A 24,550-nucleotide genomic window follows, 5' to 3' on the forward strand; every position below is an offset into this window, starting at 1 on the left:
GGACGTCAGGCCGAGTGCTCAGCCAGCCGGTCGAGAAACGCGGCCTGCGCCTTGACGATCACGGCCCGGGCCCGGTCGAGGCCGAACCACTCCACCCGGTCCAGCTCGGGGAACTCCCGTGTCTTCCCGGACTTCGGTGGCCACTCCATGCTGAACAGGCCCGGGACCACGGTCGCCGGATCGAGGTCCGCCTCGATCGCCCACGCCGTGACGACCTTGCCGTTGGTCTGCCGGACCTCACCCAGCGGTACGGCCTGACCGTCGGGCGGCGGCAGCCCGAGCTCCTCCTGGAACTCGCGGCGGGCCGCGGACCAGGCCGTCTCCGAGTCCATCTCGTACTCGCCCTTCGGGATCGTCCACGCTCCGGCGTCCCGTCGGGCGAAGAACGGGCCACCCATATGGCCCAGCAACACCTCCAGGCCGTCATCGGTATGCCGGAACAACAGCAGGCCGGCACTGGTCCTCACGGCCTCACCTCGGGATGCGCGGCCAGCAGCGTCTCCACGGTGTCGGCCTCCTCGGGCCTCTTGTCCTCGCGGTAGCGGACCACGCGCGCGAAGCGGAGGGTGACTCCGGCCGGGTAGCGGGTCGACCGCTGAAGGCCGTCGTAGGCGATCTCGACGACGAGTTCGGGCCGCACGGTCACCACGTAACCGCTGCTGTCGACGGCCAGCTCCTGGAGCCGCTCGGTCTGCCAGGTGAGCATCGCGTCGGTCATGCCCTTGAAGGTCTTGCCGAGCATGGCGAAGCCGCCGTCCGCCGTACGGGCGCCGAGGTGCAGGTTGGAGAGCTTGCCGGTGCGGCGGCCGTGGCCCCACTCGGCGGCCAGCACCACCAGGTCGAGGGTGTGCACGGGTTTGACCTTCAGCCAGGAGGCGCCGCGCCGGCCCGCGCTGTAGGGGGCGTCGAGGGACTTCACCACGACGCCCTCGTGGCCGCGCTTCAGGGTCTCGGCGAGGAACTCCTCGGCCGCCGGGATCTCCTCCGGTCCGGACACCAGCGTGCGCCGGACCCGCATCGGCTCGGGCACCAGCCGGGCGAGCTCCGCGTGCCGTTCGGCGAAGGGCAGGTCGAGGAGGTCGCGGTCGTCGACCGACAGGGCGTCGAAGAAGACGGGGGAGACGGGGACCGTCTCGGCGGCCGTCGTCACGTCCACGCGGGAGCCGACCCGGCCCGCGGTCTCCTGGAAGGAACGGGGGCGCCCGTGCTCGTCGAAGGCGATCACCTCGCCGTCCAGGATGAACCGCTCGCCCCTCAACTCCAGTGCGGCGGCCGTCAGCTCGGGCAGCCGGTCGGTGATGTCGTCGAGGGTGCGCGTGTACAGCCGTACGGCATCGCCGTCCCGGTGGATCTGGACGCGGATGCCGTCCAGCTTCTCCTCGACCGCGCAGGTACCGAGCTTCTCGACCGCCTCCGCCACCGAGGAGGCGCTGTGCGCCAGCATCGGCAGGACCGGGCGGCCGACGGTGAGGCGGAAGCGGTCCAGGGCGGACGGACCGTCGGTGAGCAGGGCCTCGGCCACCGTCTGGAGGGAGCCCGCGAGCATCACGGCACGGCGTACGTCGGCGGGAGGCGCCTCCGTCGCCAGGGCGAGCCCCTCCGTGGCGACCGCGTCCAGCGCCCCCTGCCGTACCTCTCCGCTGATCAGCCCGAACAGGAACCGTTGTTCGTCCTCGGTGGCCGCGCCCATCAACTCACCCACCAGCCGGGTGCGTTCGGCCTGCGAGCCCGCGCCCGCGACCTTGCCGAGATCGCTGAGCAGGGCGTCCACCTCGCGCACGGTCAGGGTCGGCTCGGCGGCCGGGGCCACCGGGCGGCTCAGCACCTTCCAGCCGACGCCGAGCCGGCCCTGCGGGAGCCGTCCGGCCAGGTACGGGATGACGATCGGGACGTCGTCCGCCTCGGCGTCCCGGAACAGTTCGGCGAGGAGTGCGATCTTCCGGGACCGCGCCGAGGCGGCGGCGACCTCCTGGGACACGTGGGCCAGCCGGGCAAGCAGCATGCAGCCATCCTGCACCGGAGGCGGCGGGTCCACACCCCGACTATGCGCCTACGGCCGCGTCGAGGTCGCTCATCAGCAGCTCCCCGTTGATCGTGGCCGCCGCCCGGTATCCCGCGCTCGCCGCGTTGATCACCTGCTCCGCGAAGCCGGCCGCGTTGCCCACGGCGTACACACCGGGCACGGTCGTCTGCCAGTTCCCGTCGACCACGGGGTAGCTGCCGAACGGCGTCTCCTGGAGCTCGGCTCCGAGCCGCTGCAGCAGGCCGTTCCTCGGGACGGCCCGGGGCGCGGTGAAGACGACCTCGCGTGCGTGCGTCGTGCCGTCCGCCAGTCGTACGGCGGTGAGCCGGTCATCCGTCACGACCAGCTCCGCGACCTCCCCGGGCACCACGCCGACGCCGGCCGCGGCCAGCCTGCGCAGATCGTCGTCCGAGAGCTCGGACTCGGCGACCTTGTGCAGGAAGAGGATCACGTCCTTCGACCACTGGGAGACCATCAGCGCCTGGTGCACGCTGAGCGGGGTCGTGGCGAGGACGCCGAAGGCCTGGTCGCGGACCTCCCAGCCGTGGCAGTACGGGCAGTGCAGGACGTCCTTGCCGAAGCGCGCCGCGACACCGGGCACCTCCGGGAGCTCGTCCTTGAGGCCGGTCGCGACGACGAGGCGACGGGCCCTGAGCACCCGCCCGCTCGCCAGGGTCACGGCGAAGCCCGGGGCGACCTCGACCACGCGGTCCCGGACAAGCTCGACGCCGTACCCCTTGATCTCCTCGCGCCCGAGCGCCAGGAACTCGGCGGGCGGCATGCCGTCCCGGGTGAGAAAGCCCTGCATGTGCGCGGCGGGCGCGTTGCGTGGTTCGCCCGCGTCGACGACCAGGGTGTGACGCCGGGCCCGGCCCAGGACGAGGGCGGCGGACAGGCCCGCCGCGCCGCCACCGATCACGATCACTTCGTATGTCTCGTCGTATGTCTCGCTCATGCCGCCACGGTCGCTCCGCGGGCGCGGGATTGACAAACAACTTTGCCGATTCTGCAATACGGGTATGACTACCGACGACGTTCTCGCCGAAGTGGGTCCCCGGCTCAGGCGGCTGCGGAAGGATCGGGAGGTGACCCTCGCGGCGCTCTCGGAGACGACCGGCATCTCCGTGAGCACGCTCTCCCGGCTGGAGTCCGGCCTGCGCAAGCCCAGCCTGGAGCTGCTGCTGCCGATCGCCCAGGCCCATCAGGTGCCGCTCGACGAACTCGTCGGCGCCCCGCCGGTCGGCGATCCCCGGGTGCGGTCCGCGCCGGTCGAACGACACGGACGCACCTTCTGGCCGCTCACCCGGCAGCCCGGCGGCCTCCAGGCCTTCAAGGTGCTGGTGCCGCGCCGCGAGGAGGAGCCGGAGCTGCGCACCCACGAGGGCTACGAGTGGCTGTACGTCCTGGCGGGGCGGCTGAGGGTGGTGCTGGGCGAGCACGACGTGGTGATGACGGCGGGCGAGGCGGCGGAGTTCGACACCCGGGTGCCGCACTGGTTCGGGTCGACGGGGGAGGGACCGGCCGAGTTCCTCAGCCTGTTCGGGCCGCAGGGGGAGCGGATCCACGTCCGGGCACGCCCCCGGAAGGCATGAGGAACTAAGACAACTGGACGACGGCCCAGGTAAGTTCACCGGATGCACGAGATATCGCCCCGGGCACACTCCGCGGCAGGACTGGCTGTCCGGTGACCGATGTGACCCGTTCCCCCGTCGTCGGCATCCGTCCGACGACAGCGCCCCGCGACTGGCAGGCGCGACTTCGCCGATTCGGGTACGCGGCCCGTCCCGGAACCGACCTCCGCGAGCGTCTCGTCCCCCGCTTTCCGAAGTCGTCGGTGTGGGACTGGCTGGGACCGGTGCTCGTCGCCGTCCTTGCCGGCACGATCCGCTTTTGGCACCTCGGCCGGCCGCGGGCCGTTGTCTTCGACGAGACCTACTACGCCAAGGACGCCTGGTCCCTGCTGCACCTCGGCTACGAGGGCAACTGGCCGGACCGGAAGATCGCCGACCCGCAGATCCTCGCCCACCCCCAGGTCGTCTCGCTCACCGACACGGGGGCGTTCGTCGCGCATCCGCCGACGGGCAAGTGGGTGATCGCCTTCGGCGAGTGGATGTTCGGGCTCACCCCGTTCGGCTGGCGCTTCATGACGGCGGCCCTGGGCACCCTGTCGGTGCTCATGCTGTGCCGCATCGGACGCCGTCTGTTCCGTTCGACACCGCTGGGCTGTCTGGCCGGCGCGCTCCTCGCGGTGGACGGTCTGCATGTGGTGATGAGCCGTACCGCCCTGCTGGACCTCCTCGTCATGTTCTTCGTCCTGGCGGCGTTCGGCTGCCTGCTGGTCGACCGGGACCACGCACGGGCCCGGCTCGCGGCCGCCCTGCCGGTCGGCGAGGACGGCCGCGCGCGCCCGGACGAGCACGCCGCCGACCACACCGGAACCGGACTGCGCCCCTGGCGGCTCGCCGCCGGCGTCCTCCTGGGGCTGGCGGCCTCCACCAAGTGGAACGGCCTGTACGTGCTGGTCTTCTTCGCCCTCCTGACGGTGCTGTGGGATGTCGGCTCCCGCCGCGTCGCCGGGGCGAGTGACCCCTGCCGGGCGGTGCTGCGCAAGGACCTCGGCCCGTCGGTCCTCTCGCTGGTCCCGGTCGCGTTGACCACCTATCTGGCGACCTGGACCGGCTGGTTCCTGTCCGACGACGGTTACGGACGTCACTGGGCCGACGGCCGCGGCGGCACCTGGTCTTGGATCCCCGCCCCGCTCCGCAGCCTGTGGCACTACGAGTACCTGGTGTACGACTTCAACGTGGGGCTGCACACCCCGCACAAATACCAGTCCAGCCCCTGGAGCTGGCTGGTCCAGGGCCGCCCCGTGCTGTTCGACTACCAGTCGCCGAAACCCGGCCAGGACGGCTGCGCCACGTCGGTCGACTGCTCCCGGACCGTCCTCGCCCTCGGCACACCGCTCCTGTGGTGGGCGGCGTGCGGCGCCCTGCTCTACCTGCTCTTCCGCTGGGCGCTGCGCCGCGACTGGCGGGCCGGCGCCGTCCTGTGCGGGGTGGGCGCGGGGTATCTGCCCTGGTTCCTGTACCAGGACCGTACGATCTTCTCCTTCTACGCGGTCGTCTTCGTGCCGTACCTGTGCCTGGCCGTGGCGATGACGGTGGGCGCGATCGTCGGGCCACCGGGGGCGGACCGCAGGCGGCGCGCACAGGGCGCGGTGGCCGCAGGCACCCTCGTCCTGCTCATCGTCTGGAACTTCGTCTACTTCTTCCCGCTCTACACCGGGGAGACGATCCCGTACGCCGACTGGCACTCAAGGATGTGGCTGGACACCTGGATCTGAGACGCAGCCGCCCTGATACGTTACGGAGCTTCTGCCGCCCGACGACAAGAGAACGAACCCCGTGACGACCGTCGCTTACCAAGGTGAACCCGGATCCAACTCGGCGACCGCCGCGCACACCCTGTACCCCGGGTGCGCCGAGCAGCCCTGCACGAGCTTCGAGCAGGCCCTGGACGCGGTGACGCTCGGCACCGCCGACCTCGCCGTGATCCCGGTGGACAACTCCGCGGCCGGCCGGGTGGCCGACGTCCACCATCTGCTGCCCGAGTCGGGGCTGTTCATCATCGCCGAGCACTTCCTCGCCATCCGCTTCGACCTGATGGGGGTGCCGGGGGCGACACCGGATCAGGTGGAGTGCGTGCGCAGCCATGTGCATGCACTCGGGCAGTGCCGCAAGGTGCTGCGGGAGGGTGGCTGGCGCACCCTCGTCACCGACGACACGGCCGGAGCGGCGCGCGAGGTGGCCGAGCTGGGCGACCCGCGGCACGCGGCGCTCGCCCCGCCCGCCGCGGCCGGGCTGTACGGTCTCGACGTGCTGCGCTCCGGGGTCGAGGACGACCCGGACAACACCACCCGGTTCGTCGTCCTGTCCCGGGAGGCCGCCGTGGCCCCGCCCACCGGGGAGCCGACGATGACGAGTCTGTTCTTCTCCGTGCGCAACATCCCCAGCGCGCTCTTCAAGGCGCTCGGCGGGTTCGCCACCAGCGGGGTGAACCTCACGAAGATCGAGAGCTACCAGATCGGCGCGGGTCTGAACGCCAGTCGCTTCTACGCCGAGATCGAGGGCCACCCCGACGAGCAGCACGTCGCCCTCGCCCTGCACGAACTGGGCTTCTTCTCCACCGAGGTACGCATCCTGGGTGTCTACCCGTCCCACCCGCACCGGCTGGATCGCTGAACGGCGTCGCGAGGCAGGACGCGACGGGGGGCACGGGCCACGCGCAATGTGGGTGCCGACACTTTCTCCCCACGGGCTGTTCCCGATCGGCAAGCGACCGCTTAGTATGCGGAGGACCCCGGTCAGACCCCGGCATGACGACGCAGTCCCGTGGAGGCCCCCCATGCAGGCTTGGCAAGTGCACGAGAACGGCGAGCCGAGCGAGGTGATGCGCCTCGCGGACGTGGCGCAGCCCGTTCCCGGTGAGGGCCAGGTCCTGCTGAAGGTGCGCGCCGCGAACATCAACTTCCCGGACGTGCTGATGTGCCGCGGCCACTACCAGGTCCGGCCGCCGCTGCCCTTCACGCCGGGCGTGGAGATCTGCGGCGAGACCGAGGACGGACGGCGGGTGATCGCCAACCCCGCGCTGCCGTACGGCGGATTCGCCGAGTACGCCGTCGCCGACGCCGCCGCTCTGCTGTCCGCGCCGGACTCCCTGGACGACGCCGAGGCCGCCGCCCTGCACATCGGCTACCAGACGGGCTGGTTCGGTCTGCACCGGCGGGCTCACCTGGAGGCCGGCGAGACGCTGCTCGTCCACGCCGCCGCGGGAGGGGTCGGCAGCGCGGCCGTGCAGCTCGGCAAGGCGGCCGGGGCCACCGTCATCGGTGTCGTCGGCGGTGCCGAGAAGGCGGCCGTCGCCCGGGAGCTGGGCTGTGACGTGGTGGTCGACCGGCGGAGCCAGGACGTCGTCTCCGCCGTGAAGGAGGCCACCGGGGGCCGGGGCGCCGATGTGATCTACGACCCCGTGGGCGGAGAGGCCTACACGCAGTCGACCAAGGTCGTCGCCTTCGAAGGGCGGATCGTCGTCGTCGGCTTCGCCGGCGGGACCATCCCGAGTCCCGGTCTCAACCACGCCCTGGTGAAGAACTACGCGATCCTGGGCCTGCACTGGGGCCTGTACAACACCAAGAACCCCAAGCTGGTCCAGCACTGCCACGAGCAGCTCACCGAACTGGCCGCCCGGGGTGCGATCAAGCCGCTGGTCAGCGAGCGGGTGCCGCTCGCCGGAGCCGCGGGCGCCGTGCAGCGCCTCGGCGACGGGGTGACCACCGGTCGGATCGCCGTCGTACCCACGGGAGCACAGGCATGACCGACGCAGCCGAACTGGGGCGCCGCACCGCCGAGTTGCTGGCCGCGCACCCGCCCGCGACCACGGACCGGCTCGACTTCCTCAAGGCCCGCTTCGACGCCGGGCTCGCCTGGGTGCACTACCCCGAGGGCCTCGGCGGCCTGAACGCGCCCCGCTCCCTCCAGGCCGTCGTGGACGCCGAGTTGGAGGCCGCGGGCGCTCCCGACAACGACCCGCGGCGCAACGGCATCGGCCTCGGCATGGCCGCGCCGACGATCCTCAGGTACGGCACCGACGAGCAGAAGCAGCGCTTCCTGCGGCCCCTGTGGGTGGGGGAGGAGATCTGGTGCCAGCTGTTCAGTGAGCCCGGCGCCGGATCCGACCTTGCCGCGCTCGGCACCCGGGCCGTGCGTGAGGGCGACAGCTGGGTGGTCAACGGGCAGAAGGTGTGGACGTCCGGCGCCCACAACTCCCGCTGGGCCATTCTTATCGCCCGCACCGACCCCGACGTGCCCAAGCACGCGGGCATCACCTACTTCCTCTGCGACATGACCGACCCCGGTGTCGAGGTGCGGCCGCTGCGCCAGATCACCGGCGAGGCCGAGTTCAACGAGGTCTTCCTCACCGACGTCCGCATCCCCGACAGCCACCGGCTCGGCGAGGTCGGCGACGGCTGGAAGGTCGCACAGACCACGCTGAACAACGAGCGGGTCGCCATCGGCGGCATGCGGCTGCCCCGCGAGGGCGGCATGATCGGCCCGGTCTCGAAGACCTGGCGCGAGCGCCCCGAACTGCGCACCCAGGACCTGCACCAGCGCCTGCTGAAGCTCTGGGTCGACTCCGAGGTCGCCCGTCTCACCGCGGAGCGCCTGCGCCAGCAACTCGTCGCCGGACAGCCCGGACCCGAGGGCGCCGGGATGAAGCTCGCCTTCGCCCGCCTCAACCAGGAGATCAGCGGCCTGGAGGTCGAACTGCGCGGCGAGGAGGGCCTGTTGTACGACGACTGGACCCTGCGGCGCCCGGAGCTGGTGGACTTCACCGGCCGCGACGCCGGCTACCGCTACCTGCGCTCCAAGGGCAACAGCATCGAGGGCGGGACCAGCGAGGTCCTGCTGAACATCGTCGCCGAGCGCGTCCTGGGCCTGCCGGCCGAGCCGCGCACCGACAAGGACGTCGCCTGGAAGGACCTGTCCCGATGAGCGCACAGCCCGATCTGCTGTACTCGGAGGAGGAAGAGGCGCTGCGGGCCGCCGTACGGGACCTCCTCGCCGACCACTGCGACGCGCCGGGTGTGATCGCCCGCACCGAGTCGGACACCCCGCACGACCTCGCCGCCTGGAAGGCCCTCGCCGACGGCATGGGCCTCGCCGGGCTCCTGGTGCCCGAGGACAAGGGCGGTCAGGGCGCCACGCACCGCGAAGTCGCCGTGGTGCTGGAGGAGTTGGGGCGCGCGGTCGCTCCCGTGCCCTATCTCACCAGTGCGGTCGTCGCCACCGAGGCCCTGCTCGCCTGCGACGCCGACGACCTCCTCGCCGAGCTCGCCTCCGGGCGGAAGACCGGCGCCCTCGCCGTTTCCCTGAGCGTCGCCCCGGGCGGCGCCTACCAGGTCGTACGTCACGAAGAGGGCACCCTGCACGGGGAGTTGTCGGCGATCGCGGACGCCCAGGCGGCCGACGTGCTGCTCGTGCCCGCGGACGACGGCGGGCTGTACGCGGTGGAAGCCACCTCCGCGACGGTCACTCCCCAGGTCTCCTTCGACCTGACCCGACCGCTCGCGACCGTCACCCTCGACGGGGCGCGGGGCCGCCTGCTGGGTGACGCCGAAGTCGCCGTGCACCGCGCGCTCCGGGCCGGCGCCGGACTGCTCGCCTCCGAACAATTCGGGCTCGCCGAATGGACGTTGACCGAGACCGTGCGCTACCTCAAGGAGCGCAAGCAGTTCAACCGGCCTGTCGGCGGGTTCCAGGCGCTCAAGCACCGGCTCGCCCAGCTGTGGCTGGAGGTCGTCAACCTCCGTGCCGCCGCCCGGAACGCGGCCGACGCGCTCGCGACGGGTGAGGACGCCGACGTGGCCGTCGCCGTCGCGCAGGCCTACGCGGCATCCGTCGCCGTGCACGCCGCCGAGGAGGCGCTCCAGCTGCACGCGGGGATCGGCATGACGTGGGAGCACCCGGTGCACCTCTATCTCAAGCGGGCCAAGGCCGACTCGATCGCCTACGGCACGGCGGGCGCGCATTGTGCCCGGTTGGCCGAACTCGTCGAACTCCAGGCACCTTGAGCGTCACTTGGTGAACTCGGTGAAGCCCGCCCCACCTGGGGCGGGCTTTTCCGTGCGCCCGAGCGGAAGGAGTGAACGAGCGGCGGCAGTCCGGCCAACTCCTGGCATGTACAGGTTCATCGAGGGCCGAAGTGCCCGATACTCCCTGTGGTTTCGACCCGCCCCACAGGGAGGCAGAACATGGCCCTCATCACTCGTCGCAGAGCCCTCACCACCCTCGGCGCCGCGGTCGCGGCGACGCTCGCCCCGCCCGTCGGCAGCGCCTGGGCCGACAGCCAGGGACACCGCCCCCGTCCGTTGTGGCGGGCCCACGCCCACAACGACTACGAGCATCCGCGGCCCCTCCTCGACGCCCTCGACCACCGCTTCGGCAGCGTCGAGGCCGACATCTTCCTCGTCGGCGACCAGCTCCTCGTCGGCCACACCGTGGACGACCTCGACCCGACGCGCACCCTCGAGTCCCTCTACCTCGACCCGCTGGCCAGGATCGTCAAGGCCAACCACGATGCGGTGTACCGGGGTTACCGCCGTCCCCTGCAACTGCTCGTCGACATCAAGACCGAAGGGTCCTCGACCTACCTCGAACTCGACCGCCATCTGCGGCGCTACAAGCACCTGTTCACGACCTACGCGCACGGCAAGGTCGTCCCCGGCCCGGTGACCGCGGTGATCTCCGGCGACCGCGCCGCACGTGTGCCGATGGAGGCCCAGAGCGTGCGCCGGGCGTTCTACGACGGCCGGCTCGCCGACCTCGGCACCTCGGCGCCCGCCTCCCTCATCCCGCTGATCAGCGACAACTGGACGCTCAACTTCACCTGGCTCGGCGAGGGCGTCTTCCCCGACGCCGAGCGGCAGAAGCTGCGGAGCATCGTCCAGCAGGCCCACGCGCGCGGGCAGAAGGTGCGGTTCTGGGCCACCCCGGACCTCGCGACCCCCGCCCGCGACGCGCTGTGGGCCGAGCTGCACGCCGCCGGCGTCGACTATCTCAACACCGACGACCTGGCGGGCCTGGAGGCCTTCCTGGACGGCCACCGATAGGCGCCTCGGAACAGGCACGGACACCACCCGTTCGGAGGACGCTTCAGCCGCCCGGACGAACCCTCCGCTACGCCACACTTGCGGCCGAACGCCGTGAATCGGACCTGGCGGCGTGGCGGAGGAGGCTGTCCATGGCGATTTCCATTTCCCTAGTGGTGCTGCTGCTGATCCTGGCGGTGATCTTCCTGCGCAGCGGTGGACTCAAGGTCTCCCACGCGCTGGTGTGCGCGCTGTTCGGCTTCCTGCTCGCCGGCACGAGCATCGCGCCCACCGTCCACAGCGGCCTCACGGCGACGGCCGACATCGTCAGCAGTCTGCGCCCCTGACCTCAGCCCGTGGAGAAGACTCCGATGCCGTTCGGTACGGGCCGCTCGGCGCCGCCGGAGGGGTGGTTGAGGGCGGTGACGGAGCTCGTGCCCGGCATCCGGGCGGCCATGGTCGTGGAACCCCCGCCGTCCAGGCTGAAGGCGTCGACGGAGCCCAGCGTCCGCATGGTGTCCGCCACTTCGGCGATCGTCAGCCCACCGCGATAGTCGGGCGACCCGTCCAGCGCGAGGAGATACAGCCGCCGTCCGCCGTCCGCGACGCCCACGGCCGTGCGCACGGCCGACGTCGTGTCGTCGAGGCCGGGCAGCGGGAGGCCGTCGTCGAGCACCGGGTAGCCGCCGAGCGCGAAGCGGTACGGGAGCTTCGCCGAGGCCGCGACCAGTCGGTGCCGCACCGTCACCGCCGCGCCGACGGACAGCTTCCGCAGGTGCTGTGCGCCCGCCTCCCGGCCCACGAGCACGGTGGTGCCGGCGGCGATCGGTCCGCTGCCCGGGATGTCGGCCGTGGCCACGACCTTCCCGGCGCGGACCGTCACCTCGTAGGTGTCCGTGCTGCACGGGGCGGCCCGGTCGGTGTCCGTCCCGCACGTCGACCGCACCCGGGAGACGCTGCCCCAGTCCGAGGTGAACGCCCCGACCGAGCCCACGGGCAGCGCGTACTGGTTCAGCCCGCCGAGCGGCAGCTTTCCCCCGGGCGTGGTCACCGACCCGTCGAGCGCCAGGTCGTCGAGGCGGGCCTGACCGTCGGTGCCCACGCCGAACACGTCCTTGGTGCTCGCGCCGGACGGCAGCGCGGGCCCGAAGCGCTGGCCTTTCGGCACCGCCGCCTTGAGGGCGCGGCCCTGCGCGATCGCCGGGCCCACACTCGCGCCGGTGGCCTCGACGCCCGGGTGCTGGCCCTCCGTGATGTTGAAGAAGTCGCCGTTCACCCCCGCGAGCGCGCCCTGTGCGCTGGCCAGCCGGGACACCGTGGCCCGCGCCGCCACCGCCCCCGGATACAGCAGCTCCAGTCGCACCCGCGGATCGCTGAGGTCCACGCCGATCACATGGGCATGCGCCACGCCCGCGGCCGCGTCGATGTCGAACTCCTCGTACTGCACGCCGGTCGCGAGCCGTGTCCACCCCGGCGCGGCGCCGGCCGGTGCCGCCCCCACCAGGGCCGCACCGGCCAGCGTGCCGAGTGCCGCGAGAAACGTCAGTACCGATCTGCCTGCTTCGAAACGTCTTCGACGATGCGTCACAGCTCTCCCTGATGTCTCGTCAACTGTTCCCAGGACTCAGGAAGAGTGCATCAGACAGCGATGACACAGGGGACGGCTAGGCGCCGACCACACGCGAACGGATGAGGAAACGTACCCCCTCGGGTGCCTCCAGCGAGAACCCACTGCCCCGGCCCTCGACGACGTCCACGATCAGCCGGGTGTGGCTCCACACCGCGTACTGGCTCCTCGACATCCAGAACGTGACCGGCTCCCCGACCCCCGGCACGTCCAGCTCGGCGAGCAGCACGTCCGAGCCGCCGGTGCGGAACTCGCCCGCCGGATAGCACATCGGCGCGCTGCCGTCACAGCAGCCGCCGGACTGATGGAACATCAGCGGCCCGTGCGCCTCGCGCAACCGGCGCAGCAGCTCGGCGGCCGCGGGCGTGAGCTCGACGCGCGGCACCTCGTCGGACACGGCACGTACGGAATCGTCGTCCATGGTCGTCGAGTGCAGCAGGGTGAACGTTGCGAGGGGGTTGCACGGCTCCAGGGCCAGGGCCAGATCCGCCGGCCAGGCCCTATCCGGCGTACGGCGTGAAGTGGGCCGGAGCGTGGTCGATCGGCAGGTCCGGGCGCCATGCCGTCAGGCCCTGGGCGCTGCACACGAACAGGTTCTCCGGGAGCCGGTCCAGGGCGAACCAGCGCCAGTCGCCGACGCGTTCGTCGGGCTGGTCCGAGGGCTCGCCCCGCCAGGCGGTGACCTGGGCGGCCACGGTCATCCGCACCACGCCCTCCACGTCGTCGAGGAGCGTGCCCAGCAGCCGGACGTCGGCGGGGCCGGCCTCGACGCCGGTCTCCTCGCGGAGTTCGCGCACGACCGTCTCCGCCAGCGACTCCCCGGGCTCCACCGTGCCTCCCGGCAACTCCCAGGTCCCGCGCCGGTGCCGGCCGAGAAGCAGTCCGCGAGGGCCGTACAGGATGGCCCCGGCGCCGATCGCCGCGTGTGGGATCGGCCCCCGGTTGGTGCGCGGACGGGAGGAGACCCGGACCGGCCGGGTCGCCCGGAAGATCCGGTAGGAGGCGTGGTTGCCCTCCTCCGGCGCGTCGAGGACGTCGATCCCCTCGACTCGCAGGCCGTGCTCGCCGAGCAGGTCCGTCCAGAGTTCCGGAGTCAGCACCCACATCCCCACGGCGACCTCCCCACCCCCGGCGAACCGCAGGATCTCGGGCCGGGGCTCGACGGCCGACGAGGGACCCTCTCCCGCGGAGTTGGTGTGCAGCACGGTGAAGCACAGCGTCCCGCCGGGCCGGAGCGCCGTGGCGAGGGCGGGCAGCAGCCGACGGGGGTCGACGTAGGGCACCGCGTTGACGGAGTAGACGACGTCGTACGGCTGTGCCGTGCCGAGGTGCTCGACGGCGTCCGCCCTGATCAGGCGCAGTCCGGGCAGGGAGCCGTAGCGTGCGAGGGCCCGTTCGTGCTGCGTGGGGGAGGAGTCGACGGCGTCCACCGAGGCGCCGTACGCCCGGACGAGATGCGCCGCGTGCCGGGCCGGGCCGCACCCGAGGTCGAGCACGCGCCGCCCCGCGAGCTCACCGAGGATCTCCGCGCCCGGCCCGATGCCCCGCAGGCCCCAGTCGAACCGCTCCAGCTCCGGGAGGACCGTGCCGCGCCGCAGATGGTGGTCGCCGTAGGTGTGCCAGGCCTCGGCGTTGACGGCGTCGGGGCCGACGGGTCGCGTGGTCAACGTGCCTCCCGGATGCGGTGGTCGAGGTGGGGAACCCTATGCGAGCTCGGGGCCACCGAGTTGCCGAGGGGCACCGCCCATTTCCGTCCCTTGTCTTGACGTGTACTTGGCAGAGTGGCTTCTATGGGAGCGCTCCCATGCTTCTTTCCGACCGTCTCACCCATCCCTGGAGCCGCAGTGAGAAGAACAAGAAAGAGCCCCCTGAGCGCGTTACTGGCCGGACTGGCCGCCCTCCTCGGACTGGTGGTGCTCGGCGCCCTGGGGCCGAGCGCGGCCCAGGCCGCCGAGGAGCCCGGCACCCAGGCCACCGGTCTGCACATCAGCAACGGCCGCCTGGTCGAAGGCAACGGCAACGACTTCGTCATGCGGGGCGTCAACCACGCCCACACCTGGTACCCGAACGATCTGGGGTCGCTGGCCGACATCAAGGCGCAGGGCGCCAACACCGTCCGGGTGGTCCTGGCCGACGGCCACCGCTGGACCGCCAACACCGCCTCGGACGTGGCCAATGTGATCGCCCAGTGCAAGGCCAACCGGCTCATCTGTGTCCTGGAGGTGCACGACACCACCGGATACGGCGAGGACAGCGCAGCCGGCACCCTCGACCAGGCCGCCGACTACTGGATCGGCCTGAAGAGCGTCCTGGCCGGCCAGGAGGACTACATCGTCCTCAACATCGGCAACGAGCCCTGGGGCAACACCGACCCCGCCGGCTGGACCGCCCCGACGATCGCCGCGATCCAGAAGCTCCGGAACGCCGGCTTCGAGCACACGATCATGGTGGACGCCCCCAACTGGGGCCAGGACTGGCAGGGCGTCATGCGCGCCAACGCCCAGTCCGTGTACGCCGCCGACACCACCGGCAATCTGATCTTCTCGATCCACATGTACAGCGTCTTCGACACCGCGGCGGAGATCACGGACTATCTCAACGCCTTCGTCAGCGCCAAACTGCCCATCGTGATCGGGGAGTTCGGCGGTCCCGCCGACCAGTGGGGCGATCCGGACGAGGACACCATGATGGCCACCGCCGAGCAGCTCGACATCGGTTACCTGGCCTGGTCCTGGAGCGGCAACACCGACCCGATCCTCGACCTCGTGCTCAACTTCGACCCGACGCAGATGACTTCGTGGGGCAAACGCATCTTCAACGGTGCCAACGGCATCGCGCAGACCGCCAAGGAAGCCACCGTCTTCGGCGGCGGTTCCAGTGACACCCAGGCCCCCACCGCTCCCGGCACCCCGACCGCCTCGGCGGTGACGGCGACCTTCGCGAACCTGTCCTGGACGGCGTCCACTGACAACGTTGGCGTGGCCGGGTACGACGTCGTCCGGGTCGGCGGTGGCGCCGAGACGAAGGTCGCGGCCTCGACGGCGAACTCGGTGACCGTGACGGGTCTGACCGCCAACACCGCCTATTCCTTCGCCGTTTACGCCCGCGACGCGGCCGGGAACAGGTCGGCCCGCTCGGCGACGGTGAGCGTCACCACCGCCGACACGCCCGCCGGGAGCTGCTCCGTCGGTTACCGCGTGGTCGGCGACTGGCAGGGCGGTTTCCAGGGCGAGATCGCCATCCGTAACACCGGCACGTCCGCCGTCAGCGGCTGGAAGCTCGCCTTCGCCTTCGCCAACGGGCAGACGGTGTCCAACATGTGGGGCGGGATCGCCGCGCAGAGCGGTGGCTCCGTGACCGTCACGCCGGCCTCCTACACCAACACGATCCCGGCCGGAGGCTCGGTCACCGTCGGCTTCATCGGCAGCAAGGGCGCCACGAACACTGCCCCCACCGCTTTCACACTCAACGGGGCGGCCTGCGTGAACGGTTGATGTCCTCCAGGCATCAGGTCAACTGTCCCGGACTCTTGACTCGGAACGTGCTCAGTCGCGATCCTCGACGCATATCTTGCGCCGGTCATGACAATCCCAAGGGCAGTCAAAACGCCCTCGGTCGACGGCGCCTCCCGCCGACCGAGGGACGTGGGCCATGGCCGGACGCACCTACCGCCGACGCAAGAACATCACCATCACCTCTCTGCTCCTCCTGGTGCTGGCCACGATCCTGGGGCCCACCCCGAGTTCGGCGGCCACCGACTGGTGGACACCGACGGCCAGACCCACCCCCGACGCCCAGATCAACGTGACGGGAGCGCCCTTCACCGGCACCAACTCCGCCGGTGAGGTCAAGGGGTTCATCGACGCCCACAACCACCTCTTCTCCAACGAGGCCTTCGGCGGCCGGCTGATCTGCGGCAAGGTGTTCTCCGAGGCCGGGGTCGCCGACGCGCTCAAGGACTGTCCCGAGCACTACCCCGACGGCAGCCTCGCGCTCTTCGACTACATCACCCATGGCGGCGACGGCAAGCACGACCCGACCGGCTGGCCGACCTTCAAGGACTGGCCGGCGTACGACTCCATGACCCACCAGGCCGACTACTACGCCTGGGTGGAGCGTGCCTGGCGCGGCGGTCAGCGGGTGCTCGTGAACGACCTCGTCACCAACGGCATGATCTGCTCCGTCTACCCGTTCAAGGACCGCAGTTGTGACGAGATGACCTCGATCCGGCTGCAGGCCAGGATGACGTACGACCTCCAGGCCTTCATCGACAAGATGTACGGCGGCACCGGCAAGGGCTGGTTCCGGATCGTCACCGACAGCGCGCAGGCCCGACAGGTCATCGAGCAGGGCAAGCTGGCGGTCGTCCTCGGTGTGGAGACCTCCGAGCCGTTCGGCTGCAAGCAGATCCTCGACATCGGGCAGTGCAGCAAGGCCGACATCGACAAGGGGCTCGACGAGCTGTACGGGCTCGGCGTGCGCTCCATGTTCCTGTGCCACAAGTTCGACAACGCCCTGTGCGGGGTCCGCTTCGACGAGGGTGGACTCGGAACCGCCATCAACGTCGGGCAGTTCCTGTCCACCGGCACCTTCTGGAAGACCGAGACCTGCAAGGGACCGCAGCACGACAACCCCATCGGCACGGCCACCTCCGCGGCGGAGGACGACCTGCCGGCCGGCACCGAGGTCCCGGAGTACGACAAGGCCGCGCAGTGCAACGTCCGCGGCCTCACCGATCTCGGTGAGTACGCCGTGCGCGGCATGATGAAACGCAAGATGATGCTCGAGGTCGACCACATGAGCGTCAAGGCCACCGGTCAGGTCCTCGACATCTTCGAGGCCGCGAACTACCCCGGCGTGCTGTCCTCGCACAGCTGGATGGACCTCAACTGGACCGAGCGGGTTTACTCGCTCGGCGGCTTCGTCGCCCAGTACATGCACGGCTCCGAGGGGTTCGCCGCGGAGGCGAAGCGCACCGACGCGCTGCGCGAGAAGTACGACGTGGGCTACGGCTACGGCACCGACTTCAACGGCATCGGCGACCACCCCGCACCGCGCGGAGCGGACGCCGCGAACAAGGTGACGTACCCCTTCAAGAGCGTCGACGGCGGCTCGGTCATCGACAAGCAGACCTCCGGGCAGCGCACCTTCGACCTCAACACCGACGGGGCCGCCCATGTCGGAATGATCCCGGACTGGATCGAGGACATCCGGCTCGTCGGCGGCCAGGGTGTGGTGGACGACCTCTTCCGGGGCGCCGAGTCCTACCTCGACACCTGGGGCGCCGCCGAGCAGCACCAGGCGTCCGTCGACCTCGCCAACGGGAAGACGGCCACGGCCAGTTCGTCCGAGTCCAACCCGTTCACCAGCTATCAGCCGGGGCGGGCCGTGGATGGTGACGACTCCAGCCGCTGGGCGAGCGACTGGAGCGACGACCAGTGGTGGCAGGTCGACCTGGGCTCCACGAACCGGGTCTCCAAGGTCACGCTCGACTGGGAGCGGGCGTACGGGAAGTCGTACCGGATCGAGCTGTCGACCGACGGGGCGAACTGGCAGACCGTCTGGTCGACCACCTCGGGGGATGGTGGCCTGGACACCGCCAAGTTCACCGGAACTCCGGCCCGTTACGTGCGCGTCCATGGCCTCGGCCGCGGCACCGACTGGGGATACTCGCTCAACGAGGTCGGCGTCCACAGCGGCTGACTCTTCGACAGCGGGGGATACGAATGGCACGCATGCCGTCGGCGGAGCGGCGCAGACAGCTGACGGAAGCGGCCATCAGGGCGATGGCCCGGGACGGCGTCGCGAAGACGACGACCCGGTCCATCGCCGCCGAGGCCGGGGTGTCCCTCAGCGTCTTCCACTACTGCTTCGACTCCAAGCAGGCCCTGATCGAGGCGGTCATCACGACCCTCACCGACCACTCCGTCACCGTGGTCAAGGAGGCGCTGCGCCCCCGGGACTCCCTGGAGGAGACCGTCGCCGCCGGGTTCCGGGCGTACTGGGACCATGTCCGCGCCCACCCCGAGGCGCACATGCTCACCTATGAGCTCACCCAGTACGCCCTGCGCGAGCCGGGATTCGAGCACCTGGCCAGGCGCCAGTACGAGCTGTACGGCGAGGCCTACGCCGAGCTCATCGAGCAGCTGCGCACCGGCATGGACCTGGAGCTGGGGGTGCCCGTCTCCGTGCTGGCCCGCTATCTCGCCGCCATGACCGACGGGCTCACCCTGAACTACCTCGTCCTCGGTGACGCGGCCGCCTGGGCGGACATCCTCGACACGGTCACGGCGCACATCGCGGGTCTGGTGCGCTGAGACCGGTCAGGATCCGAGAAGCGCGGGCCGCGGGCCGTGGCTAGCGTGACGGCCATGGACATCACGATTCGGGCGAGCTTCCTCCCGCACGACGACCCGGAGGCCTCCCTGGCCTTCTACCGGGACGCGCTGGGCTTCGAGGTCCGCGCCGACGTCGGCCGCGACAGGACGCGCCGGATCATGGTCGGCCCCGTCGGGCAGCCCGGGACCTCGGTCGTGCTGCACCCGGCGCACGACGACCCCGAGCTCCTGCTCGCCACCCCCGACCTCGACTCCGTCTTCGAACGGCTCCAGGCTCGCGCCGAGGTGATCCAGGAGCCGATCGAGCAGCCGTACGGCATTCGGGACTGTGCCTTCCTCGACCCCGCGGGCAACATGATCCGCGTCCAGGAGCTGCCCTGAGGCGTGCGCGTCGTCGTAGTGTTCGAAGCTGTCGAAAAACGGGAGGAACAACACCATGAGCAAGGCCACCGAGGGCGACCGGCACGCCGCTGACAGCCATGACCTGATCCGCGTGCACGGGGCGCGCGAGAACAACCTCAAGGACGTCAGCATCGAGATCCCGAAGCGCCGGCTCACGGTCTTCACCGGAGTCTCCGGCTCCGGCAAGAGCTCCCTGGTGTTCGACACCATCGCCGCCGAGTCGCAGCGGATGATCAACGAGACCTACAGCGCCTTCGTGCAGGGCTTCATGCCGACGCTGGCGCGGCCCGAGGTCGACGTCCTCGACGGCCTGACCACCGCCATCACCGTCGACCAGCAGCGCCTCGGCGGCGACCCGCGCTCCACCGTGGGCACCGTCACCGACACCAACGCGATGCTGCGGATCCTGTTCAGCAGACTCGGGACCCCGCACATCGGCTCGCCCAAGGCGTTCTCCTTCAACGTCGCCTCGATCAGCGGGGCGGGCGCGGTGACCATGGAGCGCGGCGGTCAGACCGTGAAGGAGCGCCGCAGTTTCAGCATCGTCGGCGGCATGTGCCCGCGCTGCGAGGGCCGGGGCACGGTCAACGACATCGACCTGACCCAGCTCTACGACGACTCCAAGTCGCTGAGCGAGGGCGCGATGACCGTTCCCGGCTACAAGGCCGGCGGCTGGAACTACCGCCTCTACAGCGAGTCCGGCTTCTTCGACGCGGACAAGCCGATCCGGAGGTTCACCAAGCGCGAGCTCCAGGACTTCCTGTACCGCGAGCCGGTCCGGATGAAGATCGCGGGCATCAACATGACCTACGAGGGTCTCGTCCCGCGGATCCAGAAGTCGATGCTCGCCAAGGACCGCGAGTCGATGCAGCCGCACATCCGCGAGTTCGTGGACCGTGCGATCACCTTCACGGTCTGTCCCGAGTGCGAGGGCACCCGGCTCAGCGAGGGCGCCCGGTCCTCGAAGATCAAGGGGATCAGCATCGCCGACGCCTGCGCGATGCAGATCAGCGACCTCGCCGAGTGGGTGCGGGCCCTGGACGAGCCGTCGGTCGGGCCACTGCTGACGGCGCTGGGGGAGACCCTCGACTCGTTCGTGGAGATCGGGCTCGGCTATCTCTCCCTCGACCGGTCCTCGGGCACGCTGTCCGGCGGCGAGGCGCAGCGCACCAAGATGATCCGGCATCTCGGGTCCTCGCTCACCGATGTCACCTACGTCTTCGACGAGCCGACCATCGGGCTGCACCCGCATGACATCCAGCGCATGAACAACCTGCTGCTGCGCCTTCGCGACAAGGGCAACACAGTGCTGGTCGTGGAGCACAAGCCGGAGACCATCGCGATCGCCGACCACGTCGTCGACCTCGGCCCCGGCGCCGGTACGGCGGGCGGCTCGGTCTGCTTCGAGGGCAGCGTCGAGGGGCTGCGGACCAGCGACACCGTCACCGGGCGCCACTTCGACGACCGGGCCGGTCTCAAGGACACGGTCCGCAAGGCGACCGGCGCGCTGGAGATCCGCGGTGCGAGCACGCACAACCTCCAGGGCGTCGACGTCGACATCCCGCTCGGGGTGCTGACCGTGATCACCGGGGTCGCGGGGTCCGGCAAGAGCTCGCTGGTGCACGGGTCGATTCCGGTCACGGAGGAGGTCGTGTCCGTGGACCAGGGTGCGATCCGTGGCTCGCGGCGCAGCAACCCGGCGACGTACACCGGACTCCTCGAACCGATCCGCAAGGCGTTCGCGAAGGCCAACGGCGTGAAGCCGGCGCTGTTCAGCGCCAACTCCGAGGGGGCGTGCCCGACCTGCAACGGGGCCGGGGTCGTCTACACCGACCTCGCGATGATGGCCGGGGTCGCCACCACCTGCGAGGAGTGCGAGGGGAAGCGGTTCCAGGCGTCGGTCCTCGAGTACCACCTCGGCGGGCGGGACATCAGCGAGGTGCTCGCGATGCCGGTCACGGAGGCCGAGGAGTTCTTCGGGGCAGGTGAGGCGCGCACGCCGGCCGCGCACAGGATCCTGGAGCGCCTCTCCGACGTCGGGCTCGGCTATCTCACCCTCGGTCAGCCGCTCACCACGTTGTCCGGCGGTGAGCGGCAGCGGCTGAAGCTGGCGACCCACATGGGGGAGAAGGGCGGGGTGTACATCCTCGACGAGCCGACCACCGGCCTTCACCTCGCCGACGTCGAGCAGTTGCTCGGCCTGCTCGACCGGCTCGTCGACTCCGGCAAGTCCGTCATCGTCGTCGAGCACCACCAGGCGGTCATGGCCCACGCCGACTGGATCATCGACCTGGGCCCGGGCGCGGGGCACGACGGCGGGCGGATCGTGTTCGAGGGGACGCCGGGGGAGCTGATCGCCGCGGGGTCGACGATCACGGCGGAGCATCTGGCGGCCTACGTGGGTAAGTGACGGGGGCCACGGCGAACCCGGGGTGGTCAACGAGGCCTGACCTGCATGAGGGCCCCTGACCTGCGATCAGGCGTGTGGAGCGCCACCGTCCGCGGCCAGTCGGGTGAGCCACTCGCGCAGCAGGTGCTGCTCGGCGTCGCTCAGGACATCGGCGTCGTCGGGGAGAGCGGCGCGCAGTGCGCGGGCCGCCGCGGCGGGGCCGGTCTCCGCCGCGGGCATCGTCGGTTCGGCGCGGGTGACGGCGGCGATCATGGCCTCGCGGAGGACGGTCAACAGCGCCCGAGTGCGGTGTTCCGCCGGGGTGGAGTGCCAGGTGGTGACGGCGCCTCGGCCGGTGGCCTGGATGATCTGGGCGGCCAGCTCCTCGTCGACCCGCAGCCACCCCCCGGCCGCCAGCCGGCGCACCCGGCCGTAGAGGATCTCCAGGCCCGCGCGGTGTGCCATGTCCGCCCCCCGGCCGGTGGCCCCGACCATCACCGCGAACAGCTCGGGGCGGGAGATCCCGAACTCCACCACCATGTCCCAGCCGCGGCGCAGGTCCTCCACCGCGTCCTGCGGCTCGGGATCGAGCAGCGCGCGCTTGCTCTGTAGGAACTGCGCGTAGCCGTGCTCCGCGACGGCCTCGAGAAGCCCTTCCTTGTCGCCGAAGAGGCGGTAGATCGCCGGCGGCTGCATTCCGGCCGCGGCGGCGACCGCGCGGGTGCTCACCGCGTCCGCACCGCCGCTCTCCAGTAGCTCGACGGCCGCCTCGACGATGCGGCGACGGGGGCTGTCGGTGGTGTCGCGGGTAACCATGTGACCGATGATATCGAGGATTTGTTTCCATCGATATTCCAGTGTTAGCGTCAAAGTGATTCCACTGGAAACAGCGTCGGGAGACCTCATGATCATCGTGACCGGAGCCACTGGAAAGCTCGGCCGTCGCACCGTCGAACGCCTCCTGGAGCGGGTTCCCGCCGACCGCGTCGGCGTCAGTGTCCGCGATCCCCGCAAGGCCCGGGACTTCGCCGACCGCGGCGTCCGGGTCCGGCCGGGCAGTTTCGACGATCCCGCCTCGCTCGTGCATGCCTTCGAGGGGGCCGAGCAGCTGCTGCTGGTCTCCCTCGACCGCGTGGGCGAGGAGTGCGTCACCGGCCACCGCACCGCCATCGACGCCGCCGTGAAGGCCGGTGTCGGCCGCATCCTCTACACCAGTCAGATGGGTGCCGCCCACGACTCCCGCTTCCAGGCCTGCCGCGACCACGCCCGGACGGAGGATCTGCTGCGCGCCACCGGCCTGCCCTGGACCGCGCTGCGCAACGGCTTCTACGCGGCCAGCGCCCTGCAGTTCCTGGAGGCCGCCCGCCACACCGGCGACATCGCCCTCCCCGCCGACGGCCCCGTCGCCTGGACCGGACACGACGACCTCGCCGACGCCACCGCCGCGATCCTCGCCGAGCAGGGCCGCTTCGAAGGGCCCACCCCGCCGCTCACCGGCGCGGCGGCTCTCGACTTCGGCGCCGTCGCCGAGATCGCGTCCCGGGTCACCGGACGGCCCTTCACTCGCACCGTCGTCCCCGACGGCGTCTTCCGTGAGCAGGCCCTGGCGCACGGCGCCCCGGCCCCGATCGCCGACCTGATGCTGAGCATCTTCGCGGCGGCGCGCCATGGCGAGTTCACCACCGTCGACTCGACGCTCGCCGAGCTGCTCGGACGCGAGCCCGTCCCCTTCGGGGCCCTCCTGGAGCGGGCCTGGGCCGAATAGACCCGGTGCCGGGCGCGGAAGGCGTGGGTCCGCACGGACGCGCCCGGCGCATCGGACCGCAGGCCTTCTCGACTCGCGCGATTCGGTGCAACCGGCCTGCGCCGTGGCCGGACGACGTCCATGGTGACCGCTGCCCCTCACGGCGATCCGGCCGCAGTCGACCCCTTGACCCATGGCTCACCCCTCCCCGATGCTCAGTTGCGCATGGTGATGCGCGTATCGGATGAAGCAACCCACACATCTGTCGGAGGAGTGACCCATGGCTCATGAGGTTCGTGCTGTCGTCGCCCGGGCGAAAGGCGCCCCGGTCACTGTCGAGACGATCGTGGTTCCCGATCCGGGGCCCGGCGAGGCGCTGGTGAAGGTCGAGGCGTGCGGCGTCTGCCACACCGACCTCCACTACCGGGAGGGCGGGATCGGCGACGACTTCCCCTTCCTTCTCGGGCACGAGGCGGCCGGCCGCGTCGAAGCTGTCGGTGAGGGCGTCACCGGCGTCGAACCGGGCGACTTCGTCATCCTCAACTGGCGTGCGGTGTGCGGTACGTGCCGGGCCTGCGCCAAGGGCAGGCCCTGGTACTGCTTCGCCACCCACAACGCGACGCAGCGGATGACGCTGCTCGACGGCACTCCCCTCGCGGCCGCCCTGGGCATCGGCGCGTTCGCAGAGAAGACCCTGGTCGCCGCGGGGCAGTGCACCAAGGTGAACCCGGCGGCCCCGGCGGCCGCCGCGGGACTCCTCGGCTGCGGTGTCATGGCGGGCTTCGGCGCGGCCGTGAACACCGGCGCCGTCGGCCGTGGGGACTCCGTCGCCGTCATCGGCTGTGGAGGTGTCGGCATGGCCGCGGTCGTGGGGGCGCGGCTCGCCGGCGCGACCAAGGTCATCGCCGTCGACGTCGACCCGGGCAAGCTGGAGCGGGCCATGCGGATGGGCGCCACCCATACCGTCGACGGCTCCACGGCGGACGTCGTGGCGGCGGTGCGCGAACTGACCGGCGGCTTCGGCGCCGACGTGGTCGTGGAGGCGGTCGGCCGCCCCGAGACGTACGAACAGGCCTTCTACGCCCGCGACCTCGCCGGCACCGTCGTCTTGGTCGGTGTGCCGACCCCGGAGATGAAGCTGGAGCTGCCGCTGCTCGACGTCTTCGGGCGCGGCGGCGCACTGAAGTCCAGCTGGTACGGCGACTGTCTGCCCTCCCGTGACTTCCCCGCTCTCATCGACCTCTACCTGGGGGGACGCTTCGACCTGGACGCCTTCGTCTCCGAGACCATCGGCCTCGGGGACGTGGAGAAGGCGTTCGAGAAGATGCACCGCGGTGAGGTGCTGCGGTCCGTGGTGCTGCTGTGAGAGACAGACGCCAT

At 70.9% G+C, this 24,550-nt stretch carries 22 protein-coding genes; 15 read left to right on the top strand and 7 right to left on the bottom strand.

From position 1 onward, the window contains the following. Positions 1 to 5 precede the first annotated feature (5 nt). The 3 genes from BFN33_RS24815 to BFN33_RS24825 are packed head-to-tail and all read right to left on the bottom strand — an operon-like array spanning position 6 to position 2,978. A complete protein-coding gene (locus BFN33_RS24815) occupies positions 6 to 467 on the bottom strand; it encodes an NUDIX domain-containing protein (protein WP_069762359.1) in 462 nt (153 codons plus the stop codon). Then, on the bottom strand, positions 464 to 2,002 hold the full coding sequence (locus BFN33_RS24820) for an ATP-dependent DNA ligase (RefSeq protein WP_069762360.1): 1,539 nt from the start codon (positions 2,000 to 2,002) through the stop codon (positions 464 to 466). The genes BFN33_RS24815 and BFN33_RS24820 overlap by 4 nt, the downstream gene beginning before the upstream one ends. 40 nt (positions 2,003 to 2,042) lie before the next feature. Continuing rightward, positions 2,043 to 2,978 (bottom strand): NAD(P)/FAD-dependent oxidoreductase, encoded by a 936-nt coding sequence (locus BFN33_RS24825; RefSeq protein WP_069762361.1) that lies wholly within the window; start codon positions 2,976 to 2,978, stop codon positions 2,043 to 2,045. A gap of 64 nt (positions 2,979 to 3,042) precedes the next feature. Between BFN33_RS24825 and BFN33_RS24830 the strand changes: the two genes are divergently transcribed. The 8 genes from BFN33_RS24830 (at position 3,043) to BFN33_RS24865 (ending at position 11,017) form a co-directional block, all read left to right on the top strand. Then, positions 3,043 to 3,615 (top strand): helix-turn-helix domain-containing protein, encoded by a 573-nt coding sequence (locus BFN33_RS24830; RefSeq protein ID WP_069762362.1) that lies wholly within the window; start codon positions 3,043 to 3,045, stop codon positions 3,613 to 3,615. A 92-nt stretch (positions 3,616 to 3,707) separates the two neighbouring features. After that, positions 3,708 to 5,366, top strand: a complete 1,659-nt coding sequence (locus BFN33_RS24835; protein WP_079141004.1) for a phospholipid carrier-dependent glycosyltransferase — start codon at positions 3,708 to 3,710, stop codon at positions 5,364 to 5,366. A gap of 61 nt (positions 5,367 to 5,427) precedes the next feature. Next, positions 5,428 to 6,264, top strand: a complete 837-nt coding sequence (locus tag BFN33_RS24840) for a prephenate dehydratase (protein WP_069762363.1) — start codon at positions 5,428 to 5,430, stop codon at positions 6,262 to 6,264. Between the two features lie 163 nt (positions 6,265 to 6,427). Beyond that, positions 6,428 to 7,396 carry an NADPH:quinone oxidoreductase family protein gene (locus tag BFN33_RS24845; protein WP_069762364.1) on the top strand — a complete coding sequence of 323 codons (969 nt, stop codon included), beginning with the start codon at positions 6,428 to 6,430 and terminating at the stop codon, positions 7,394 to 7,396. Then, complete coding sequence (locus BFN33_RS24850; RefSeq protein ID WP_069762365.1) at positions 7,393 to 8,574, top strand: acyl-CoA dehydrogenase family protein; 1,182 nt, start codon at positions 7,393 to 7,395, stop codon at positions 8,572 to 8,574. Before BFN33_RS24845 ends, BFN33_RS24850 begins: the two co-directional genes overlap by 4 nt. Continuing rightward, the gene (locus tag BFN33_RS24855) at positions 8,571 to 9,653 is read left to right on the top strand and encodes an acyl-CoA dehydrogenase family protein (RefSeq protein ID WP_069762366.1); all 1,083 of its coding nucleotides are present in this window, start codon (positions 8,571 to 8,573) and stop codon (positions 9,651 to 9,653) included. The genes BFN33_RS24850 and BFN33_RS24855 overlap by 4 nt, the downstream gene beginning before the upstream one ends. Before the next feature lie 180 nt (positions 9,654 to 9,833). Next, positions 9,834 to 10,691: a phosphatidylinositol-specific phospholipase C/glycerophosphodiester phosphodiesterase family protein gene (locus BFN33_RS24860; protein WP_069762367.1), complete on the top strand. Its 858-nt coding sequence runs from the start codon at positions 9,834 to 9,836 to the stop codon at positions 10,689 to 10,691. Between the two features lie 131 nt (positions 10,692 to 10,822). Then, the gene (locus BFN33_RS24865; protein ID WP_069762368.1) at positions 10,823 to 11,017 is read left to right on the top strand and encodes a hypothetical protein; all 195 of its coding nucleotides are present in this window, start codon (positions 10,823 to 10,825) and stop codon (positions 11,015 to 11,017) included. Positions 11,018 to 11,019: 2 nt separating this feature from the next. Here BFN33_RS24865 and BFN33_RS24870 read toward each other — a convergent pair whose 3' ends face one another. From BFN33_RS24870 to BFN33_RS24880, 3 genes are all read right to left on the bottom strand, one after another. Next, positions 11,020 to 12,258, bottom strand: coding sequence for a phosphodiester glycosidase family protein (locus tag BFN33_RS24870; protein WP_069762369.1), 1,239 nt, complete (start codon positions 12,256 to 12,258; stop codon positions 11,020 to 11,022). Positions 12,259 to 12,334: 76 nt separating this feature from the next. Continuing rightward, positions 12,335 to 12,718 (bottom strand): DUF779 domain-containing protein, encoded by a 384-nt coding sequence (locus tag BFN33_RS24875; RefSeq protein ID WP_176742463.1) that lies wholly within the window; start codon positions 12,716 to 12,718, stop codon positions 12,335 to 12,337. 79 nt (positions 12,719 to 12,797) lie between these two features. Continuing rightward, complete coding sequence (locus tag BFN33_RS24880; protein WP_069762370.1) at positions 12,798 to 13,964, bottom strand: NUDIX domain-containing protein; 1,167 nt, start codon at positions 13,962 to 13,964, stop codon at positions 12,798 to 12,800. Positions 13,965 to 14,141: 177 nt separating this feature from the next. On the opposite strand from BFN33_RS24880, the gene BFN33_RS24885 reads away from it, so the two are divergent. The 5 genes from BFN33_RS24885 (at position 14,142) to BFN33_RS24905 (ending at position 21,447) form a co-directional block, all read left to right on the top strand. Then, entirely contained in the window at positions 14,142 to 15,791 is a 1,650-nt protein-coding gene (locus tag BFN33_RS24885) for a cellulase family glycosylhydrolase (protein ID WP_069762371.1), read from the top strand. 157 nt (positions 15,792 to 15,948) lie between these two features. After that, the gene (locus tag BFN33_RS24890) at positions 15,949 to 18,000 is read left to right on the top strand and encodes a discoidin domain-containing protein (RefSeq protein WP_069762372.1); all 2,052 of its coding nucleotides are present in this window, start codon (positions 15,949 to 15,951) and stop codon (positions 17,998 to 18,000) included. Between the two features lie 23 nt (positions 18,001 to 18,023). Beyond that, positions 18,024 to 18,614, top strand: coding sequence for a TetR/AcrR family transcriptional regulator (locus BFN33_RS24895; RefSeq protein ID WP_069762373.1), 591 nt, complete (start codon positions 18,024 to 18,026; stop codon positions 18,612 to 18,614). Positions 18,615 to 18,668: 54 nt separating this feature from the next. After that, the gene (locus BFN33_RS24900; RefSeq protein ID WP_069762608.1) at positions 18,669 to 19,016 is read left to right on the top strand and encodes a VOC family protein; all 348 of its coding nucleotides are present in this window, start codon (positions 18,669 to 18,671) and stop codon (positions 19,014 to 19,016) included. 55 nt (positions 19,017 to 19,071) lie between these two features. Beyond that, entirely contained in the window at positions 19,072 to 21,447 is a 2,376-nt protein-coding gene (locus BFN33_RS24905) for an excinuclease ABC subunit UvrA (RefSeq protein WP_069762374.1), read from the top strand. A gap of 66 nt (positions 21,448 to 21,513) precedes the next feature. On the opposite strand, the gene BFN33_RS24910 is transcribed toward BFN33_RS24905, so the two are convergent. Next, positions 21,514 to 22,242 carry a TetR/AcrR family transcriptional regulator gene (locus tag BFN33_RS24910; protein ID WP_069762375.1) on the bottom strand — a complete coding sequence of 243 codons (729 nt, stop codon included), beginning with the start codon at positions 22,240 to 22,242 and terminating at the stop codon, positions 21,514 to 21,516. 88 nt (positions 22,243 to 22,330) lie between these two features. Between BFN33_RS24910 and BFN33_RS24915 the strand changes: the two genes are divergently transcribed. Together BFN33_RS24915 and BFN33_RS24920 are read left to right on the top strand one after the other, a co-directional pair. Further along, a complete protein-coding gene (locus BFN33_RS24915; RefSeq protein ID WP_069762376.1) occupies positions 22,331 to 23,191 on the top strand; it encodes an SDR family oxidoreductase in 861 nt (286 codons plus the stop codon). Between the two features lie 259 nt (positions 23,192 to 23,450). Further along, positions 23,451 to 24,536 carry an S-(hydroxymethyl)mycothiol dehydrogenase gene (locus BFN33_RS24920; RefSeq protein WP_069762377.1) on the top strand — a complete coding sequence of 362 codons (1,086 nt, stop codon included), beginning with the start codon at positions 23,451 to 23,453 and terminating at the stop codon, positions 24,534 to 24,536. Positions 24,537 to 24,550 lie beyond the last annotated feature (14 nt).

It is taken from the genome of Streptomyces sp. LUP47B, from assembly GCF_001746295.1.
Classification (GTDB): domain Bacteria; phylum Actinomycetota; class Actinomycetes; order Streptomycetales; family Streptomycetaceae; genus Streptomyces.